Annotated in this window: 16 protein-coding genes and 4 pseudogenes; 11 read left to right on the forward strand and 9 right to left on the reverse strand. The window is 71.3% G+C overall.

Features of this window, described 5'->3' with window-relative positions:
• The first annotated feature begins 24 nt into the window (after positions 1–24).
• On the forward strand, positions 25–537 hold the full coding sequence (locus IEZ01_RS16250; protein WP_189202297.1) for a hypothetical protein: 513 nt from the start codon (positions 25–27) through the stop codon (positions 535–537).
• A gap of 212 nt (positions 538–749) precedes the next feature.
• Here IEZ01_RS16250 and IEZ01_RS16255 read toward each other — a convergent pair whose 3' ends face one another.
• Positions 750–1,760 carry a quinone oxidoreductase family protein gene (locus IEZ01_RS16255; RefSeq protein WP_189202299.1) on the reverse strand — a complete coding sequence of 337 codons (1,011 nt, stop codon included), beginning with the start codon at positions 1,758–1,760 and terminating at the stop codon, positions 750–752.
• An 89-nt stretch (positions 1,761–1,849) separates the two neighbouring features.
• Here IEZ01_RS16255 and IEZ01_RS16260 point away from each other — a divergent pair.
• Positions 1,850–2,008, forward strand: a pseudogene (locus IEZ01_RS16260) (IS481 family transposase); the annotation flags it as partial.
• A gap of 4 nt (positions 2,009–2,012) precedes the next feature.
• On the opposite strand, the gene IEZ01_RS16265 reads toward IEZ01_RS16260, so the two are convergent.
• The 3 genes from IEZ01_RS16265 to IEZ01_RS16275 form a co-directional block, all read right to left on the reverse strand.
• Complete coding sequence (locus tag IEZ01_RS16265) at positions 2,013–2,234, reverse strand: UTRA domain-containing protein (protein ID WP_267907264.1); 222 nt, start codon at positions 2,232–2,234, stop codon at positions 2,013–2,015.
• 459 nt (positions 2,235–2,693) lie between these two features.
• The gene (locus tag IEZ01_RS16270; protein ID WP_189202302.1) at positions 2,694–3,260 is read right to left on the reverse strand and encodes a GNAT family N-acetyltransferase; all 567 of its coding nucleotides are present in this window, start codon (positions 3,258–3,260) and stop codon (positions 2,694–2,696) included.
• Positions 3,261–3,282: 22 nt separating this feature from the next.
• Positions 3,283–4,581 carry an NsdA family TPR-like regulatory protein gene (locus IEZ01_RS16275; RefSeq protein ID WP_506417162.1) on the reverse strand — a complete coding sequence of 433 codons (1,299 nt, stop codon included), beginning with the start codon at positions 4,579–4,581 and terminating at the stop codon, positions 3,283–3,285.
• A gap of 1,193 nt (positions 4,582–5,774) precedes the next feature.
• Between IEZ01_RS16275 and IEZ01_RS16280 the strand changes: the two genes are divergently transcribed.
• Positions 5,775–6,356 (forward strand): HD domain-containing protein, encoded by a 582-nt coding sequence (locus IEZ01_RS16280; protein ID WP_189202306.1) that lies wholly within the window; start codon positions 5,775–5,777, stop codon positions 6,354–6,356.
• Positions 6,357–6,374: 18 nt separating this feature from the next.
• Here IEZ01_RS16280 and IEZ01_RS16285 read toward each other — a convergent pair whose 3' ends face one another.
• Together IEZ01_RS16285 and IEZ01_RS16290 are read right to left on the reverse strand one after the other, a co-directional pair.
• Complete coding sequence (locus IEZ01_RS16285) at positions 6,375–7,313, reverse strand: EamA family transporter (RefSeq protein WP_019887284.1); 939 nt, start codon at positions 7,311–7,313, stop codon at positions 6,375–6,377.
• An 81-nt stretch (positions 7,314–7,394) separates the two neighbouring features.
• A complete protein-coding gene (locus tag IEZ01_RS16290; protein ID WP_189202308.1) occupies positions 7,395–10,193 on the reverse strand; it encodes an FAD-binding and (Fe-S)-binding domain-containing protein in 2,799 nt (932 codons plus the stop codon).
• A 207-nt stretch (positions 10,194–10,400) separates the two neighbouring features.
• Here IEZ01_RS16290 and IEZ01_RS16295 point away from each other — a divergent pair.
• The 6 genes and pseudogenes from IEZ01_RS16295 to IEZ01_RS16320 all read left to right on the forward strand — a co-directional run.
• Positions 10,401–11,117: pseudogene (locus tag IEZ01_RS16295) on the forward strand (ATP-binding protein); the annotation flags it as partial.
• Positions 11,107–11,253 (forward strand): annotated as a pseudogene (locus IEZ01_RS34975) (DUF742 domain-containing protein); the annotation flags it as partial. The pseudogenes IEZ01_RS16295 and IEZ01_RS34975, both read left to right, overlap by 11 nt.
• On the forward strand, positions 11,234–11,827 hold the full coding sequence (locus tag IEZ01_RS16305) for a GTP-binding protein (RefSeq protein ID WP_052185658.1): 594 nt from the start codon (positions 11,234–11,236) through the stop codon (positions 11,825–11,827). The pseudogene IEZ01_RS34975 and the gene IEZ01_RS16305, both read left to right, overlap by 20 nt.
• A 116-nt stretch (positions 11,828–11,943) precedes the next feature.
• A pseudogene (locus IEZ01_RS16310) lies at positions 11,944–13,150 on the forward strand (cytochrome P450 family protein).
• 107 nt (positions 13,151–13,257) lie between these two features.
• Positions 13,258–14,376, forward strand: coding sequence for a phosphoserine transaminase (gene serC, locus IEZ01_RS16315; RefSeq protein WP_028797665.1), 1,119 nt, complete (start codon positions 13,258–13,260; stop codon positions 14,374–14,376).
• Between the two features lie 287 nt (positions 14,377–14,663).
• Complete coding sequence (locus tag IEZ01_RS16320) at positions 14,664–15,317, forward strand: DUF4360 domain-containing protein (protein WP_019887289.1); 654 nt, start codon at positions 14,664–14,666, stop codon at positions 15,315–15,317.
• 66 nt (positions 15,318–15,383) lie between these two features.
• Here IEZ01_RS16320 and IEZ01_RS16325 read toward each other — a convergent pair whose 3' ends face one another.
• Together IEZ01_RS16325 and IEZ01_RS16330 are read right to left on the reverse strand one after the other, a co-directional pair.
• Positions 15,384–16,208 (reverse strand): ABC transporter permease, encoded by an 825-nt coding sequence (locus IEZ01_RS16325; RefSeq protein WP_019887290.1) that lies wholly within the window; start codon positions 16,206–16,208, stop codon positions 15,384–15,386.
• Complete coding sequence (locus IEZ01_RS16330) at positions 16,208–17,173, reverse strand: ATP-binding cassette domain-containing protein (RefSeq protein ID WP_189202310.1); 966 nt, start codon at positions 17,171–17,173, stop codon at positions 16,208–16,210. The genes IEZ01_RS16325 and IEZ01_RS16330 overlap by 1 nt, the downstream gene beginning before the upstream one ends.
• Positions 17,174–17,249: 76 nt before the next feature.
• Between IEZ01_RS16330 and IEZ01_RS16335 the strand changes: the two genes are divergently transcribed.
• On the forward strand, positions 17,250–17,996 hold the full coding sequence (locus IEZ01_RS16335) for a TetR/AcrR family transcriptional regulator (protein WP_189202312.1): 747 nt from the start codon (positions 17,250–17,252) through the stop codon (positions 17,994–17,996).
• A 234-nt stretch (positions 17,997–18,230) separates the two neighbouring features.
• Here the strand turns inward: IEZ01_RS16335 and IEZ01_RS16340 are convergent, their stop codons facing one another.
• Positions 18,231–19,211 carry a hypothetical protein gene (locus tag IEZ01_RS16340; RefSeq protein ID WP_019887295.1) on the reverse strand — a complete coding sequence of 327 codons (981 nt, stop codon included), beginning with the start codon at positions 19,209–19,211 and terminating at the stop codon, positions 18,231–18,233.
• Between the two features lie 68 nt (positions 19,212–19,279).
• Here IEZ01_RS16340 and IEZ01_RS16345 point away from each other — a divergent pair, with 68 nt between their 5' ends.
• On the forward strand, positions 19,280–19,966 hold the full coding sequence (locus tag IEZ01_RS16345; protein ID WP_189202314.1) for a GDSL-type esterase/lipase family protein: 687 nt from the start codon (positions 19,280–19,282) through the stop codon (positions 19,964–19,966).
• Position 19,967: the final 1 nt, after the last annotated feature.

Here is a 19,967-nt window from a genome sequence, read left to right on the forward strand (position 1 = left end):
CACCGTGAAGGGAATCATGAGCGAGTGACGTCGACCGAAGAAGCAGCAGCAATCGCCCTACAAGACCATGCCGCCCTCTGGAGTGTGGGGGAGGTCAGCGCGAGCGAGGTCGTCGATTCCGCCTGCGATGCGCTCGTCGCCGGACTCGACACCCCCAACCTTCGGATCCTCGCCGCCTGCACGCGCGCCGAGGCGGACTGCGACGTCCACGACCTGCTTCCCCCGGCACTCGCCGAACTCGGCCTCACCCTCCATCCAGTCGGCGGCGAGGCCGGCCAAGAAGCCGCCGTGCGAGCGCTCGCACGGCGCATGATCGCCGGCGAGTTGAAACCCTGGGAGCTCACTTTCCGGATTCACCGGCGCTACGGGCACGAGCTGCCTCTGACTGAGCGGCTCGCCGAGCTCGATGACGAGTACGGCATGCTCGAAGACGGCGACGAAGCAATAGCTCAGGTCGATGCAGAGGTCACGGCCGAAGCCCGCCGCCTCGCGAACCACCCCACGGTTCCCGCCGAACCCACGGATACGCCCAGCTGATGCACACGGACCGCCCCGCGAGTTCCCGCTGAACAGGCATCGGTTTCCCTGAACCCACGAGGGTCAAGGGGTGTGACCCGGATACGCCAGAAACCCGCCAGAACTTGATCTTGACCTGCTGAGTGCCTGCCGTTGTCGGGGATCTTGGCGATGACGGTCGGCCATGCCCTCGACATCTCAGTCTCCAAGATCCCCGACCTCGTCACCCGCGATCAGCTCTGCGTCTCCTCGCGGCGTCCAATAGCGGCCGCATCGGGTACGAGGAGCAGCTTGCCGGTGGTACGCCGAGCCTCCAGATCGCTGTGGGCCTGGGCGGCCTCGGACAATGCGTAGCGGCCCGTTACGGTGACCTCAAGCGCCTTGGAGCGCACCCACTCGAACACATCAGCGGCCCGTCGGAGCAGTTCGGACCGATCGGCGATGAAGTGCCCGAGGCTGGGCCGGATCAGGGTCAGCGAACCGCCGTCGGCGAGCCGAATCGGATCAAACGGAGGCACGGCACCACTTGCCGCGCCGAAGAGCACGAGATGGCCGCGGGTTCGCAGGCTGGCGAGGCTCGCATCGAAGGTGTGCGCGCCGACGCCGTCGAAGACAACCGGCAGTCCCTGACCGCCGTTGAGCCGCCTCACCTCGGCTGCGAGATCGTCGACTGCGGAGGAAAGGATCACCTCAGCGGCCCCGGCGCGCTTCGCCAGCTCGGCCTTCGCCGTGGTCGACGTCGTGCCGATCACCCTGCCGCCGAGATGGGTGATGAGCTGGGTCAAAAGCAGCCCCATGCCACCAGCAGCCGCATGCACGAGCACCGTGTCGCCCCCCTGAACCGGGTAGGCGTCCTTGACGAGATAGTGCGCGGTCATGCCTTGGAGGAGCACGGCGGCGGCTGTCTCGAAGCCGATATCGTCCGGCAGCGGCACCAGCCGGGAGGAGTCCACGACGGCCCGCTCGGCATACGTGCCGGGAATCTCCGCCCAACCGACCCGGTCCCCGACTGCGACGTCAGCGACGCCGGGTCCAACTTCGACGACCGTGCCGGCGCCCTCAGCGCCCGGGGTGAAGGGCAGCGGGAGGCTGTACCGGCCCTCGCGGTGGTAGACGTCGAGGAAGTTGACCCCGGATGCGGCGACCTCAACGACCGCCTCGCCCGGACCCGGCCGCGGCTGGTCCACCTCGGCCTCCTGCAGCACCTCGGGACCGCCCACTTCGTACACCTGAATCGCTCGCATGACCCTCCAATAACGGCTCATCCCCCACCAACCCCGTTGATGGCGATCCGATTCCCGGCCAGCAGACCAGCCCGCCGCCCCCGCCGAGAGCTGAGACGCATGCCTACGCCCGCCCCTACCGGTCAGACATCGAACGCCGCGAAGCGTTCCCCGGCTGGCTCCACTCCTACAATCACCACCGCGGACGCACCGCACTCGCAGGCAAACCACCCGCAAGCCGCGCCCCCAACCTAACGAGGCAATACAGCTGGGTCAGTCGCGCTCGATCACAGAGTCGACGATCGTCGCATCTCCGCGTCGGACGATGGGGTGCGCCACTTCCACGACGCGGCCGGTGTCAGTGATGTGGCGGCGGGTGTAGCGAATGACGGGAACACCGGCGCCGACGCGCAGCGTTGTCGCCTCGTCCTCGGTGGGCATGTCCGCCGTAAACGATTCCGTGATCCGGGCAATGGTGATACCGAGACTGAGCAGCTGCGCTCTGGTGCCGCCAGGCCAAGGCTCGTTGAACTCGTCTCCCGCTCTGGCCCCAGCCCTGGAACAAGCCCGGGCGCTCTGCCGATGTGAACTGCCGGAGTCGGACCGTCAGCGCTTCTTCGCGCAGATGAGGCGCACGGTGGGGCGCTCCTGTGGTCCCGATCGATTCCTTCTCCGCCGCCAGGCCCTCTATTTGGCGGGTACGACACGGCTCCCGACACCGGCGAGTGGCTGGCCCATCATCAGCGAACGGAACGCCCGGACGACTGGCTCACCACTGGCTCAACGCCCGCTCCGTCGCGGCCCGGCAGGGTGACCGGGACCGGATGCGGCACTTCATCTCGACGCCCTGCGTACGTCTCAGCGAGGCGCCGCCTGCCCCGGACGCAGCACCCCCTCCCACCGAAGGCGAGAGGGGGTACTACCGCGCCTTCAGGCATTCGTACCGACCCGCGATTACACCTGACCTGGGCGCAGGATCATCGCATCGTAGAGGGGGGACTCGGGGGCGTGCTTGATCTGGCCCACGACCTCGTAACCCCAGCGTGGGTAGGCGGACCGGGCGGGCTCGTTGTCGACGATGCAGGTGAGAGTGGTCCACGGTTCGGCTCGGCCGGCGACCATCTCGTTGTGTAGCGCGCGACCGATGCCCTGGGTGGTGTGCTTGGGCAGCACCATCAGCTCCCGGAGCCAGAAGACCGCTCCGGCGACGGCAGCCGCCCTCGCATCTGCGGGAACCAGATCGGCGAGGGACGCCCACCAGGCCCGGTCCGGGACGAGGGTGACGCCGTGGACATAGCCGGCGAGGGTGCCGTCGGCCAGACGGGCGGTGACGACCTCGAAGCCCGGCATGTCGAACGCCGCGCGCAGCCTGTCGCCGTAGGTCTCCACGCTGAAGAACGGGTCACCGATGTACGGAGGCACGTCGTACACCTCCGCATACACCGCGAGGAGTTCGTCGTAGATCTCTAGGGCTGCCTCGGGGGTGTGGCGGGTGAACTTCAGGGCGGGCGTCTGGGCCATGGTTCCTTCCGGGGTGGGCGGATCAGGCGATGCGGCTGGTGAGCATTTCGATGGTGTCACGGACCTGCGGGCTGGCACCGTGGGCCTGGAGGCTGTCGCGGACGAGTGCAAGCTGCCGGCGGTTGCGGGTGGAGGACTGGCCACCTTCGATGAGCCGTAGAGACTCCTTGGCCGCGTCGGCGGTACGGTCGAAGTCGCGCGCTTGTACGGCGGCGTTGGCGAGCCGCGCGAGACACATGCCGCGGTTCCGGGAGTGCTCGATGTCCTGGAGGGTGGCGGACCTGTCCAGGAGCCGTACCGCTTGGCGGTGATGGCCGAGGTCGGAGCGGCACATGCCCTCCAGGCAGACCAGCTCCGCCTCATTGAGGAAGCCGGTCCACTCGGGGTCACGATCGCTGGTTCCCTGATCGAAAGCCCGCCACGCTCGTTTGATGGCGTGGGAGGCGCTGACTTCGTCGCCGAGGCGGGCGTAGCCCTGTGCGAGCCGAATCATGAGCAGGGCAGTGACCCGCGGGGGCGCTCCCCACAGGGAAGCGTGGCGCTCGGCGGTTCGCGCGAACCGGACGGCTTCCCGGCCCTTGTCGAGGTCCACGGACTGGCGGGCCATGTTGGACAGGGTGCGGGTGGCCAGCTGGTCGTCACCGGAGATCATCGCGGTGTTCAGCGCCTCGGAGAAGTAGACGCGGGCCTCGGTCTGCTGCTCGGCGTCGTAGCAGAACCAGCCCAGCGACGTGGTGAGCTGGCCCGCGATGGTGTGGAGCTCCTGGCCGATGTCCTCGGTGTAGACGCCGTGATCTATCACGTGGTGCACCCACATCAGGTGCGTCTTGGCGGTGCGCCACAGTCGGTCTCCGCCGAACTGCTGGTCGATGGCGTCGAGGTCGGCGGCGGTGGCGTGGAGAAGTCCAATCTCGTCGCGGCCGATGCGGAGTTCAGAGGTGGTCGCGCGGGCTGGTGTCGGACTGAGCCAGGGCAGGCCGGTCACCGCCGGTTCAGAGGCCAGGATGCCTCGTTGCCCCTCCGGCGAAGCCACGTCCCCTCCGTGGTGAGGCACGTCAACGGGCATCCCATGGTCTGTGGCAAAGCCGAGGTGCTCAGGCCCGCGACCGAACGCCGCTCGCAGAGCGGTGGCCTGGTCTGGCCTCGGCCAGCCGGTGGCCAGCGATTCCCAGCGCCGGTACGTACGGACGCTGATCTCGTAGCTTGGGTCTCCCAGCGCTCTTTGTCCTGCTGCGCTGATGCCTCGTGCCGCCGCTTCTTGCGAAAACCAGCCCTTGGCGGTGCGCGCGGCAAAGAGCTGCTGATTGGCCGGAGTTCTCATCCGACTGTCCCCTTGACTCGACTTGGGTTCACCGTAGGGGCAACGGGAGGGGCACGGTACGGGTACCGGCCATCACGTGGGGAACCCGCCGTCCGCGGCCGCTGAGTGGCCGCTGAGTGGCCGCTCCATGTCCTGGAGTGGCGGCACGCCCCGCGGTGAACTGAGGCGAGTTCACGATGCGGATCGGGGAGCAGGCCCATGATGACAATCAGGGTGTACAGGGTGGCGTCCGATGGCGTCCGTACGATGGTGAAGCGAAGGCGGCAGGTGCCTCCGGCGGTCAAGGTCGAGAAGACGTTCGCCTTCCCGCCGTGCCTCTGCTCTCGATGCACTGCGGGCTGGTGCCACTTCCACAAGGGCCCCTCCGGTACGGCGGCCATGGTCGATGAGCACCGCCGAGCGTGCGCGCCCTGCCGTGAGCAACGTGGTCTCGCCCCGCTCCATGAGGCGCGCGCCCGTGACTGACGCCAGCCGGATGCTCCGAAAGCCGGAGTTGTCGCCAGAGTGCCAGCTCGGCGAGTGTCAGCACTGCGGCGGCCCGCATGAGATCCGGGCGCCCCACCAACACGCAGAAGAGAAGCCGCTGCTCGTCATGCCCTGTATGCACCGCTGTCACCAGAAGGGGTCCTGATGACTCTCCAGCCCAAGCCCGCCGCCACGTCAAAGCCAGAGCCGCCCGAGCGGCAAGTGCCGGCGGCTTGGACGGACCCGAGCAATCCGATTCTCGCGCAGCTGGTCTACCTCCAGGACACCCGGGCGTCGCGAGTCTGGACCCGGCGCAGCGCTTCCTGATCTCCTGGCCGCTGGTGGCGCCGATCGTCAGCGGCCAGGCACAGGCCGCCCCGGCCGGGCCGAGTCTCCCGATGCCGGCCGGGGCAGTCATCTCCCGCTCTGATCCCAGCCCTGGAACAGGCCCGGACGCTCTGCCGATCCGGGCGGGCATTCGCGTCGCGTAGAGAAGGGGCCAGAGCGGGCCCTCAGACCGCCCTGGCCGGTACGTCCCCCCGATGCCGGCCAGGGCCCCACCCGTCTCCCTCGGGATACCCGCAGGCCATGGCCGTACGCCAGGGCCTCTCTTGGGCGCCCTGAACTGTCGTGATCACTGCGCGGAGTGTTGGTGATGTTGGATAGCCGCGTGCTGGAGAGCATCCGGTACGCGATCCGCCTCGCCGAGGCGTGAGAGGAGACGGACGGTGGCTGACGACCTGTCCGCGGTGGCGAACTTCCTGTACGAGGCGGGGACGCTCAAGCGGACCAGGCGCACCGGCTGGTGGATGGCTGGGGTGCGTGACCCGGAGAGCGTCGCCGAGCACGCGTGGCGTACCTCGCTGATCGCGTCGATCATCGCCGAACTCGAAGGCGCCGACCCCGCACGAGCGGCGTTTCTCGCGGTCTGGCACGACTCCCAGGAGACCCGTACCGGGGATGTGAACTACCTGGGGAGGAAATACTCACCCACGGCCGATCCGCGGGATGTGACCGCGGACCAGACGGCGGGCATGCCGGGAGGGCTGGCTTCCACGGTGCGGAACCTGATCGCCGAGTACGAGGCCAAGGAGTCTCCCGAGGCGGTCTGCGCCCGGGATGCCGACAAGCTGGAGTGCATGCTGCAGGGCATCGAGTACAAGACGCAGGGCTACGAGAACGCTCAGCGTTGGATCGACAACAGCCGGGGCCGCCTCGTCACGGAAACCGCTCGCCGCCTTGCCGACGAGCTGTTGGAGCACGGCAGCCTGGACTGGCTGCGCGCGGCCCTGGGCGAGAAGCGGGACTGACCCCGGACGTCCCGGCGATCACTTCGCCGACGCACGCTTCACCTGGCTGCGGACCGCGCCCATGCTGGCCGCGATGACCAGGGCGATGGCGAGGGCGTCGGTCGCGGACAGGGCCTGGTGGAGGACGAGGAAGCCGGCGGCCGCGGCGATGGCCGGTTCCAGGCTCATCAGGATGGCGAAGGTGGGGGCGGGCAGGCGGCGCAGGGCGAGGAGTTCGAGGGTGTAGGGCAGGACCGAGGAAAGCAGCGCGACCGCGAGGCCAAGGCCGATGGTGCTGGGCACGGTGAGTTTGGCGCCGGCGTCGAGGATGCCGAGCGGGACGGTGAGGACGGCTCCGACGGCCATGGCGAGGGCGAGGCCGTCGGCCTGGGGGAAGCGGCGGCCGGTGCGGGCGCTGAAGACGATGTACGCGGCCCACATGGCGCCGGCGGCGAGGGCGAAGGCGGCGCCGACGGGGTCGAGCCGGTCGAAGCCGCCGCCGCTGAGCAGGACGACTCCGCCGAGGGCGAGGCCCGCCCATACGAGGTTGATCAGGCGGCGGGAGGCGAGGACGGAGAGGGCGAGCGGGCCGAGGACTTCGAGGGTGACGGCGGCGCCGAGGGGGATGCGGTCGACGGCCTGGTAGATGAAGACGTTCATCGCGGCCATCACGGCGCCGAAGACGACGACGGTGCCCCAGTCGGCGCGGGTGTAGCCGCGGACCTTGGGGCGGCAGACGAGGAGCAGGACGACGGCGGCGAGGACGAGCCGGAGGGTGACCACGCCGAGGGCGCCCGCGCGGGGCATGAGGAGGACGGCGACGGCGGAGCCGAACTGTACGGAGAGCCCGCCGGCGACGACGAGCGTGACGGAGCCGAGCGTGCCGGAGCCCAGGGTGCCGTGCGTGGCGCGGCCGCCCGCCGGGCCGGAGGCGGCGGGGCGAGCCGCCGCCGCGGTACGCGAGTCGTCGACCGTCACCGAAGTACTCCCAAAGATCAGCTCAAGATCAGTTCAATGCAATGCACTGCCGATCCAAGATACTGCACCCTGCACGTGCCTTCACCCGGGGCCGTCCAGTCCCTCCGCCAGCATCTCGGCCAGGTGGCGCGCCCGGTAGGGACCGAGGTCCTGGAGCTGGGTGCGGCAGGAGAAGCCGTCGGCGAGGAGCGCCGCGTCCGGCGGGGCGGACCGTACGGCCGGCAGGAGCTGGTCCTCGGCGCAGCGCACGGAGATCTCGTAGTGGCCGCGTTCGAAGCCGAAGTTCCCGGCGAGGCCGCAGCAGCCGCCGCTCAGCTCGCCCGTCAGGCCCGCCTTCTCCCGCAGGCGGCGTTCGGCCGCGTCGCCGAGGACGGCGTGCTGGTGGCAGTGGGTCTGGCCGGCGACCGGGCGGTCGAGGCGGGGCGGGGCCCAGTCGGGGGCGTACTCCTCCAGGGCCTGGGCGAAGGTGCGGACGGAGGCGGCGAGCCGGTGGGCGCGGGGGTCGTCGGCGAGCAGCTCCGGGAGGTCGGTGCGCAGGGCCGCCGCGCAGGAGGGTTCGAGGACGACGACCGGGCGGCCGAGGCCGGGGCCGAGGGTGTCGAGGGTGTGGCGCATGACCGTACGGGCACGGTCGAGCTGTCCGGTGGAGACGTACGTCAGTCCGCAGCAGACGCGGCCGGGCGGGAGACGGACGCCGATCCCGGCGGCCGAGAGGACGCGGACGGCGGCCCGGCCGACCTGGGGCGCCAGGTGGTTGGTGAACGTGTCGGGCCACAGGAGGGGGCCGCCCGCCTCGGGCGCGGGGAGGGTGGCGAACCAGCTGGTGAAGGTCTGCGGGGCGAGCCGGGGCAGGACGCGCTGAGGGGCGATTCCGGCCGCCCGTTTGGCGAGGGCCGCCAGCGGGCCCTGCCGGGCCGCCGCGTTCAGCGGCCGGGCCAGGGGCGCCGCCGCCCGCAGCCACTGCGGCAGGCGGCCCATCACCAGGTGGGAGGCGGGGCGGCGGCGGCCCGCGTAGTAGTGGTGGAGGAATTCCGCCTTGTACGTGGCCATGTCGACGCCGACCGGGCAGTCGCTGCGGCATCCCTTGCACGACAGGCACAGGTCCAGCGCCTCGTGGACCTCCTCGGAACGCCAGCCGTCCGTGACGATCTCCCCGGCGAGCATCTCGTGGAGCAGGCGGGCCCGGCCCCGGGTCGAGTGCTGCTCCTCGCCGGTCGCCCGGAAGGAGGGGCACATCACCTCGGGCCCCGCGGAAGGCCCGGGGGTACGGCATTTGGCGACGCCGACGCAGCGGCGGACCGCGCCCGCGAAGTCGCCGCCGTCGCCGGGGTAGGCGAAGGCGGTGCCGGTGACCGGTTCGCGGGGCAGGACGGCGAAGCGGAGATTGTCGGTGAGGGAGTGGGGGCGGACGAGCATGCCGGGGTTCAGACCGCCCGCCGGGTCCCACACGTCCTTGGCGTGGGCGAAGAGCTGGACGAGGTCGGGCCCGTACATCTTCGGCAGCAGTTCGGCCCGTGCCTGCCCGTCGCCGTGTTCGCCGGAGAGGGATCCGCCGTGGGCGACGACGAGGTCGGCGAGGTCGTGGGAGAAGGCGCGGAAGCGTTCCACGCCGCCCGCGCTCAGCAGGTCGAAGTCGATCCGGACGTGGACGCAGCCGTCGCCGAAGTGACCGTAGGGGGCGCCGCGCAGGCCGTACTCGCCGAGCAGGGCGCGGAAGTCGCGCAGGTAGGGGCCGAGGCGGGCGGGGGGTACGGCGCAGTCCTCCCAGCCGGGCCAGGCTTCGGTGCCGTCGGGCATCCGGGTCGCCGTGCCGGCGGCGTCCTCCCGGATGCGCCACAGGGCGCGCTGCCCCGCGGGGTCGGTGACGATCGCCGTGTCGAGGGCGTCGGAGGCGCGGATCAGCCGGGCGGCGTGGGCGCGCGCTTCGGCCTGTGTCGCGCCGCCGGTCTCGACGAAGAGCCAGGCGTCGCCCCGGGGCAGGCCGGTGGCGTGCGGTACGAGGTCCCTGGCCATGCCTTCGACGGTGAGCGGCCCGTACGGCAGCAGGCCGGCGGCGGCCTCGGCGGCGGCGCTCTCGTCGGCGTGGCCGAGGACGGCGAGGGCGCGGGCGGGCGGGGTCTCGACGAGCCGTACGACGGCCTCGGTGACCACGCCCCAGGTCCCTTCGCTGCCGCAGAAGGCGCGGGCGACGTCTGCGCCGTGTTCTGGCAGGAGGGCGTCGAGGGCGTATCCGGAGATCCGGCGCGGCAGGTCCTGGGGGTAGCCGGTGCGCAGCAGGGCGAGGTGGGAGTCGACGAGGCCGCACAGGCCCTCGGGGGCGCCGGCCCAGCCGGGGCCGAGGCGCGAGGTGGCGCCGCCGTAGGCGGTGACGGCGAGTTCGGCGATGTTGTCGGCGGTGGTGCCCCAGGCGACGGTGTGGGCGCCGCAGGCGTTGTTGCCGATCATGCCGCCGATTGTGCAGCGGCTGTGGGTGGAGGGGTCGGGGCCGAAGGTGAGGCCGTGGGGGCCGGCGGCGGCGCGGAGGGTGTCGAGGACGACGCCGGGCTGGACGACGGCGGTGCGGCTGTCGGGGTCGAGGGCGAGGACGGCGGCCATGTGGCGGGTGTCGATGACGACTCCGGTGCCGGTGGCCTGTCCGGCGATGGAGGTGCCCCCGCCGCGGGGGACGACGGGGGTGCCGTGGTCGCGGCAGACGGCGAGGGCGGCGGCGAGGTCGTCGGCGTCGCGGGGAGCGACGACGCCGAGCGGTACGCGACGGTAGTTGGAGGCGTCCATGGTCGTCAGGGCGCGGGCGGCGACCCCGAAGTCGACGTCGCCGCGTACGGCGGTGCGCAGGGCCCGCGCCAGGTCCCCGGAGTGGGTGTTCCGCTGCTGAGCCATGGGTTCAGGATGCCAACGGCCGGGGTGGCCTGCCCGGCCGCCGCCCGTGTCGTGACCTCGACCGTTGAAAAAGGTCACATCGCCATCCCAAAGTGATCGTCAACTCTCCTATAGTGACCACGAATTGATCGGGAATCGACGGCTCCCATCACTCATCCTGACGGCTCCTCACCTTTCCGAGGTACCACCTTCCAGAGGACGGACGATTTGCGCTCCTCCCTCCGGCCCGTCTGGCCGGCCCTGCTGATCTCGGCGGCCGTCACCGGTCTCCTCTGCGCGGGAGCCGTCTCCGTCGCTCTCGGCACCGTCAAGGCCCCGCTCGCCTGGGGCGGCGGCGCCGCGGCCGTCCTGCTCACGCCCGCCGCGGCCACCCTCGCGTACGCCTTCGACACCACCCGACGGCTGCGCCGCCACAACGCCGCGCTGCTGTCCCAGGCGCAGTACGCCAACGCCGAGACCCTCCGGCTCACCGCCGAGACCAACCGCACCGTCGCGGAGGTGCGCGCCGAGGCCGCCCGCTCCGTCGCCGAGGCCCGCGCCGAGGCCGCCCGCAGCGAGACGCTGCGCGCCGCCGTCGTGGCCTCCTGCGCCAACGCGGCCGGCCGGATGCAGGCCCTGGCCACCAGCATGCTCGCCGATCTGCGCGAGATGGAGCACCGCCACAGCGACGAGGACGTCCTCACCGACCTCCTCCACCTCGACCACCGCACCGCCCAGGCCGGCCGGCTCGCCGACTCCATCGCCGTCCTCACCGGCGCCCGTTCGGGCCGCCGCTGGGCCCGGCCGATCGTGATGGAGTCGATCCTGCGTGGCGCGATGGGCCGCATCAGCGGCTATCAGCGGGTACGGCTCCACTCCACCAGCGACGTCGCCATCGCCGGGCACGCGGCCGAGGGCGTCATGCACGCGCTCGCCGAACTCCTTCGTGCGGATCCTGCTGTCCGACCTGCTCGGTACGGGCCGGATCGCCGCCCGCCATCCGCGCACCGCCCGCGGCGGCCACCGCCTCCCCGACCCCGACCTCCTGGAACAGGTGCTCGTTGGACTCCGCAACCTCTGACCGGACCGCCCTGCGGGCGACCGCCGACAACGGCCTCAAGATCGTCGTCGTGGGCGGGTTCGGTGTCGGCAAGACCACGCTCGTCCGCTCGGTCAGCGAGATCCGCCCGCTGAACACCGAGGAGACGATGACCCGCGCCGGCGAGGACGTCGACGACATCAGCGCGGTGGGGTCCAAGACCGCCACCACGGTGGCGTTCGACTTCGGCCGGATCACCCTGGACGCGCGCAACGTCCTCTACCTCTTCGGCGCACCCGGCCAGGAACGCTTCTGGTTCCTGTGGGACCGGCTGTTCGCCGGCACACTCGGCGCGGTCGTCCTCGTCGACACCCGCCGCCTGGCCGACTCCTGGTACGCGATCGACCGGCTGGAGCACCACGGCACGCCGTTCATCGTGGCCTGCAACGACTTCGGCGGACCCGTCCACACCGAGGCCCAGATCCGCGAGGCGCTCGACCTGCCCGACGAGGTGCCGCTGGTGGAGTGCGACGCCCGGGACCGCTCCTCCAGCAAGTACGTCCTCATCACCCTGCTCCAGCACCTTCGGACACTCTCCCAGGAGCCCCCCGCATGAGCGTGCCGCCCGTACCCCTCTCCGGGCCCCGGTTCCAGAAGCCCCTCACCCTGGCTGCGCGGGCTGACGGAGCTGCCGGTGACCTTCTCTCCCACCCCCGCCATCGGAGGCTCCGCGTGATCTCCCTCGACCCGTTCGTCACCGACCTCGACGCCGAGAGCGCCGCCCTGCGCGCCGCCGGCCCGCTCGCCGAGGTGGAACTGCCCGGCGGCGTGCGCTGCTACGCCGTCACGCACCACGCCGAGGCCCGCCGCCTCCTCACCGACAAGCGGCTGGTGAAGTGACATCGAGCAGTGGGGGGCCTGGCGGCGCGGCGAGATAGCGCCCGACTGGCCGCTGATCGGGCTGGCCAACCCCGGCCGGTCCATGCTCACCGTCGACGGCGAGGACCACCGCCGGCTGCGCACCCTGGTCGCGCAGGCGCTGACCCCGCGCCGGGTGGAGCTCATGCGGAAGCGGATCACCGAGCTGACGGACGGCCTGCTGGACGCGCTGGAGGGTTCGGCTGCCGGGGACGTCGTCGACCTGAAGGCCGCGTTCGCCCACCCGCTGCCGATGTACGTCATCAGCGGCCTCATGGGCCTCGACCCGGCCGACCACCCCCGGCTCAAGGTCCTCTTCGACAAGTTCTTCTCCACCCAGACGCCGCCGGCGGAGGTCCTCGCCACGCTCGGTGAGCTCGCCGCCATGATGGGCAAGGTCGTCGCGGCCCGGCGCGCCGAGCCCGGCGACGATCTGACCAGCGCGCTGATCCTCGCCTCCGACGGCGGCGACCGGCTCACCGACGAGGAGATCGTCTCCACCCTCCAGCTGATGGTGGCGGCCGGTCACGAGACGACGATCTCGCTGATCGTCAACGCGGTGGTGAACCTGTCCACCCACCCCGAGCAGCTCGCTCTGGTCCGCTCCGGCGAGGTGGGCTGGGACGCGGTGGTGGAGGAGACCCTGCGTTTCTCCACCCCGACCTCTCACGTCCTGATCCGGTTCGCCACCGAGGACGTCCAGGTCGGAGAGAAGGTCCTCCCCCAGGGTGAAGCGCTGATCGTGTCGTACGGGGCGATCGGCCGCGACGAGCGGGCGCACGGGCCGAGCGCAGGGATCTTCGACGTGACCCGTACGTCCGAGAACCGGCACATCTCCTTCGGGCACGGCCCGCACGTGTGCCCGGGGGCGGCGCTGTCCCGTCTGGAGGCGGGTGTGGCGCTGCCCGCGCTGTACGGGCGGTTCCCCGGGCTGCGGCTCGCGGTGCCCGCCGGCGAGCTGCGCCGCAGGCCGGTGGTCACCCAGAACGATCTGGCGGAGCTCCCCGTACACCTGCGCTGACCGGCGCGGTCAGGTGTCCGGCTCGGGTGTCCGGCCGTCTCATCCCGCTGTCTCATCCGGCGGACGGCGGCGGCCGGCACCTCGTGGAAGGGACTACGCTCGCGCTCGTGGCTGAGATCCAGATTCCCGCTGACATCAAGCCCGCCGACGGCCGTTTCGGCGCGGGCCCCTCCAAGGTGCGTACGGAGGCGCTGGACGCCCTCGCGGCCACCGGAACCTCCCTGCTCGGCACGTCCCACCGCCAGGCCCCGGTCAAGAACCTGGTCGGCGAGGTACGTGCCGGAGTGCGTGACCTCTTCTCGCTGCCCGAGGGCTACGAGGTGATCCTCGGCAACGGCGGCTCGACCGCCTTCTGGGACATCGCGACCCACGGTCTGATCGAGTCGAAGTCGCAGCACCTGAACTTCGGCGAGTTCTCGTCGAAGTTCGCCAAGGCCGCCAAGGCCGCGCCGTGGCTGGCCGACCCGTCGGTGATCTCCTCCGAGCCGGGCACGCACCCGGACCCGGTCGCCGAGGCGGGCGTCGATGTGTACGCCTTCACGCACAACGAGACCTCCACCGGCGTCGCCGCCCCGCTGAAGCGGGTCGCGGGCGCGGACGAGGGCGCGCTGGTGCTGGTCGACGCGACCTCCGGCGCGGGCGGTCTGCCGGTCGACATCACCGAGACCGACGTCTACTACTTCGCGCCGCAGAAGTCCTTCGCCTCGGAGGGCGGTCTGTGGCTGGCCGCGTTCTCCCCGGCGGCGCTGGAGCGGGCGAAGAAGATCCACGAGTCGGGCCGGCACATCCCGGAGTTCTTCAGCCTGCCGACGGCGATCGACAACTCGCTCAAGAACCAGACGTACAACACCCCGGCCCTGTCCACGCTGTTCCTGCTCAACGAGCAGCTGAAGTGGATCAACGGCCAGGGTGGTCTGGCCTGGTCGACCGCGCGGACCGCGGACTCCTCGTCGCGGCTGTACACGTGGGCGGAGAAGTCGTCGTACGCGACGCCGTTCGTCACCGACCCGGCCAAGCGCTCGCAGGTCATCGGCACGATCGACTTCGCGGACGGGATCGACGCGGCGGCGGTGGCCAAGGCGCTGCGCGCCAACGGCATCGTGGACACCGAGCCGTACCGCAAGCTGGGCCGCAACCAGCTGCGGATCGCGATGTTCCCGGCGATCGACCCGGCGGACGTCGAGGCGCTGACGGCCTGCGTGGACTACGTCATCGACAAGCTGTAACCAGCACGCTCCCCGCGGAAGGGGCCACGCGCACCAGGGTGCGCGGGGCCCCTTTCGGCCGTCCTGAGCTCTTTCGGCCGTCCTCGGCACGGCCGATAACCGCCGTACCGCGCGACTCGGCTGGTCCCTAGCATCACTGGCGACCCGGGGCACCGCACCTGCCCGGACCGGTCACGTTGGCACGTTCACACCTCACATGTTCACGTCTCAACTGTCTGCTGTGAACGTGCCGTTCGGCTGGACTCCCCACATGTCCGCAAGGCCACCGACACAACGATCGGAGCATCATGCCCGGTGCACTGCTCACCGGCGCGGTCACGACCGTGGCCCTCGCCTCGACGCTCGTCGCACTGCCGGCCTCCCCGGCCACCGCGCGGATCATCGCGCCTCCCGACAAGATCGTCATCGAGATCGCGACGGTGAACGGCTCCGGCTGCCCGGCCGGCACCGCGGCCGTCGCCGTCGCGCCCGACAACACCGCCTTCACCGTCACCTACAGCGACTACCTCGCGCAGGTCGGCCCCGGCTCGAAGCCGACCGACTTCCGCAAGAACTGCCAGCTCAATCTGATCGTCCATGTGCCGCAGGGCTTCACCTACGCCGTCGCCAGCGCCGACTACCGCGGCTTCGCGCATCTGGAGCGGGGCGCGAGCGCGGTGCAGAAGGCGTCGTACTACTTCCAGGGCTCACCGGACACGGCCGCCAGGAACCACCACTACAGCGGCCCCCTCGAGGCCAACTGGCAGGCCACCGACTCGACCGACTGGGCGCAGCTGGTGTGGGCGCCGTGCGGGGTGAAACGGAACTTCAACATCAACACCGAGCTGCGGGTGAGCGCCGGGACCTCCGACCCGGCGAAGAACAGCTTCATCACGATGGACTCGACGGACGGTGAGATCAACACCGTCTACCGGCTCGCCTGGAAGGAGTGCCCGGCGTAGCCGTACGACCCGGGAGCGGGTGGGCCCGCCCTTCCCTCGCGGGCCCACCCGTCCCCGCTTCTTGCGTCACTTGCTGAGCCGCTGGAACCGGCGTACCGCCAGCGGCAGGAACACCGCCGTGATCAGCAGCGGCCAGAGGACAGCCATCAGGACCGCGTTCTGCTCGACCCAGCTGCCGCCCCCGGCGCCGGGGTTGCCGAACAGCTCACGGGTCGCGGTGACGGTCGACGACACCGGGTTCCAGGCAGCCACGGGCGCCAGCCAGCCGGGCATCAGGGTCGGCGAGACATAGACGCTGGAGACCATGGTGAGCGGGAAGATCACCGCGTACAGCGCCCCCGCGGCCTCGGCGTTCGGCAGGACGAGACCGCACCAGACGCCCACCCAGATCAGGCTGAAGCGCAGGAACAGCAGCAGCCCGAAGGCGGCGACGGTGGCGGCGGGTCCGCCGTCGGAGCGCCAGCCGACGGCGAGGGCTGTGGCGGCGAGCAGGGCGAGTTCGGCGGCGGCCACGACAAGGTCGGCGACGCCCTGGCCGGAGGAGACCGCCGAGGGGGCCATCGGCATGGAGCGGAAGCGGTCGATGACGCCTCTGCCGGAGTCGGTCACGACGGCGGTGGCGGTGTTCATGAAGCCGAAGGCCATGGTGGTGGCGAACATGCCGGGCATCAGGAACTCCTTGTAGTCCCCGTCGCCCGGTACGCGCATGGCGCTGCCGAAGACGAATCCGTACAGCAGGACGGAGACGACCGGGAAGCCGAGGCGCCAGACGATCGCCACGGGCTGGCGGCGGTAGTGGAGCATCGTGCGGCGTACGACCGAGAGGCAGTCGGCGACGGCCCAGTGGGCCCGGCCCCGCCGAGGGGGCGCGGTCAGTTCGGCGGTGGTCATCAGGCGGCCTCCGTCCGGTGTCCGGTCAGGTGCAGGAAGACGTCGTCCAGGCTGGGCCTGCGCAGTCCGATGTCCTCGACCGCGACCCCGGAGTCCCGCAGGGTCCGGGCCACGTCGGTGAGGGCGGCCACCCGGTCGTCGACGGGCGCGTGCACCCGCCGTTCGGCGTCGTCCGTGCCGGGCTCGGTGCTGGCGACCCGTGCCACGGCCTTGACGGCGGCGGGCAGGTCGGCCGCTTCGGCGACGACGACTTCGATCCGGTCGGCGCCGACGGTGTTCTTCAGCCCGTCGGGGGTGTCGTCGGCGATGGCCCGGCCGTGGTCGACGACGGTGATGCGGGAGGCGAGCCGGTCGGCCTCGTCGAGGTACTGCGTGGTCAGCAGGACGGTCGTGCCACCGTCGACGAGCGCCCGTACGGTGTCCCAGACCTCGCCCCGCGAGCGCGGGTCGAGTCCGGTCGTCGGCTCGTCCAGGAAGAGGACGTCGGGGGCGAGGATCACCGACGCGGCGAGGTCGAGCCGGCGCCGCATGCCGCCGCTGTACTCGTGCACGCCCCGGTCCGCGGCGTCCACCAGGCCGAACTTCTCCAGGAGTTCGGTGGCGCGCCGGGCGGCGCCGCGGGCGCCGAGGTGGAAGAGCCGCCCGAACAGGTCCAGGTTCTGGCGGCCGGTGAGTTGTTCGTCGACGGCGGCGTACTGCCCGGCGAGCCCGATGCGGCGGCGTACGGCCCTGGGGTCGCGGGCGACGTCGATCCCGGCGACCAGGGCGCGGCCGCCGTCGTGGCGCAGGAGGGTGGCCAGGACGCGGACGGCGGTGGTCTTGCCGGCGCCGTTGGGGCCGAGCAGGCCGTGAACGGTGCCGGAGCGTACGGCGAGGTCGAAGCCGTCGAGGGCGGGCACGGCGGTGGGCTTCCGGCCGCCGTAGCGCTTGCGCAGGCCCTCGGTGAGGACCGCGTGGTCATGCATGGATGCCTCCACTCAGAGAAACTGAGTACACCGTACCCTGATGTGAGTACGGTGTACTCAGTTTTAGAGTGTGGCCATGACGACGAGCAGCCTGGAACTCCTCTGGGGCACCGGCGAGCGGCCCAGCCGCGGGCCCAAGCCCGGCCTGACCCTCGACCGGATCGTCACCGCGGCCGTCGCCGTCGCCGACGCGGAGGGCTTGGACGCGGTGTCGATGCGGCGCGTGTCCACCGAACTCGGCGTCGGCACGATGTCGCTCTACCGCTACGTCCCCGGCAAGACCGAGCTGCTCGACCTGATGCTCGACCGGGTGCAGAGCGAGTCACTCCCCGACGCGCCACCGGAGCCGGCGAACTGGCGAACCGCCGTCGAGCAGCTCGCGCGCGGCCATCTCGCCCTCTACCGCGCCCACCCCTGGCTGCTGAAGGTCAACGAAGCCCGCTCGGTCCTCGGCCCGTCCACCCTGCGCGGCCTGGAACTGTGCCTGTCGGGGCTGAAGGGCGAACACGGCATGGGGCTGAGCGACCACGAGACGATCTCGGTCATCGTCACGGTCCAGAGCTACGTCGCCGGAATGGCCCGGATGGAGATCCAGACGGCCGAGGCCGCCAAGGAGACCGGCGTCAGCGACGAGGACTTCTGGGAGGGCCAACGCCCGTTCCTGGAGCGGGCCATGGCCTCGGGCGACTATCCGCACATGGCGCAGCTGGCCGAGGACACCTTCTCCCGCGAGGACGACCAGTTCGCCTTCGGACTCGACCGGCTCCTCGACGGCTTCGAGACACTGGTGAACGCCCGGCGCGCGTCGCCCGACGCCGACTAGCCGCGGCGACGCACAGCCTGACGCTGGTGAACGCCCGGCGCGCGTCGCCCGACGCCGACTAGCGGCGGCGCACAGCCTGACTCTGGTGAACGCCCGGCGCGCGTCGCCCGACGCCGACTGGCGGCGGCGCACGGTCTGACGCTGGTGACGCCCGGCGGGCGGTCGGCGACCGACGGCTGGCCGCCGCGCACAGCCTGACTCCGGTGAACGCCCGCGTATGGCCGCCGACGCCGGCTAGCCGCGGCGCAGCAGCCGCTTTCCGCCGACCACGACCGCGGTGGCTACGGCGAGGACGACGACCCCGAGGGTGAAGCTGCCCCCGGACCCCTCGGAACCGCCGTCGCCGCCGGACTCACCCGGCGCGGGCCGCCCCGGCTTCGCCGGAGGCGTCGCCCCCGCGCGCTCCGTCGCGACCCGGATCACCTCGCTGCGCTCCCCCTCCGTGCCGAACATCACCGCCGACCCGTCCGGCGTGTACGTCACCGACTCGGCCTGCCCCTGGAACGGCACCCGCACGGAACGGTCCGCGCCCAGACGGCCGTTCTTCCAGACGTAGGCACGGGCGCTGAAGTAGCTGCGCAGGGTCAGCTCGGCGCCGTCCGGGGAGAACGCACCGTCCGTCACCCAGGGCACCTCCCCTATCCGGCGGAAGACGTTCGTACCGGAGGTGGAGAGCTTCGCCGGCCCCTCGTACAGCCCACCGCCGTCCTCGTTCTTGCTGGCGATGTAGACCCGCCCGGTCTTCGGATGGACCATCAGCGCCTCGGCGTTGCGCGGCCCGTCCGCGTACTTCACGTCGTACTGCCGGGCCTGGACCGTCTGGTCCCGCAGCCGCTCCGGCTCGGGGAAGCGGTAGATCCAGACGTGATCCCAGGTGCCGTCTTTGTTGTCGCCGATGTCACCGACGTAGATGTCGCCGTCGGGACCGATCGAGATGGCCTCCATGTCGCGGGGCTTGCCGACGCCCTTCATCGTGAGTGTGGCGACCGTCTCGCCGGTCTTCGCGTCGATGCCGTAGATCAGCGGCGCGTCCTGGTCGTTGTGGGTCCAGTAGACGCCCGGGTGCCGCCGGCTGGCGGCGAGCCCGCTGGACTCCGTGACCCTCGGGTCCTTGATGGTGAAACGCTCCACGTCGTCGTCGGCGGCGGCAGCGGCGGGGGAGGCGGCCAGGAAGACGAGGGCGGCGGCACCGAAGACGTGCAGAAGCGTTCGCATGGACTCAACGGTAGGCCGTGGTCAGCATCACGTCGCAGCTCACAGCGGCATTCCGCCATGATGACCCCATGCGTTTCATGTTCGTCGGCGACTCCATGACCATCGGACGCGCCGGCGACTGGACCTGGCGCTACCGGATGTGGCAGCACCTCGGCCGCTGCCCCGACGGCCCGCACGAGATCGTGGGCCCGCGCACCGAGCTGTACGACACCACCGCCGACGCCCCCGTCTCCCACGCCTACGCCGACCCGGCCTTCCCGGCCCCGGCCCGCAGGCACCTCGCCGGCTGGGGCGAGGGCTGGCTGCACATGGCCCCGCTGATCCGCGAGGCGCTGGCGGCGGCCGAGGCGGACGTACTGCTGATCTCGCTGGGCCTGATAGACCTCGGCTTCTACACCGACAGCGGCCAAACCGCCGCGAACGTCCGCGACTTCCTCGACCAGGCCCGCGCCGCGAACCCGCACGTACGGGCCGTGATGCTGCCGGTCATCCCCAACGTCCGGGCCGAGTCCGACGCCCCCTTCGCCGCCGAGTGCGACCGCTTCAACGACCTCCTCGCCAAGACGGTCGCCGACCTGGACACGGCCCGCTCGCCGCTGCTGCTCGCCTCGCCGCCGGGGGACTACGACATCCACACGGACACGTACGACGGCACGCACCCGGGCCCGTCGGGCGAACACAAACTGGCGGCGGCGTTCGCGACGGCGATGCACCAGGGATGGGGCTTGGGCGGACCGTACGCCGCCGTGGACTGAG

The organism is Streptomyces purpureus (assembly GCF_014648195.1).
GTDB classification, from domain to species: domain Bacteria; phylum Actinomycetota; class Actinomycetes; order Streptomycetales; family Streptomycetaceae; genus Streptomyces; species Streptomyces purpureus.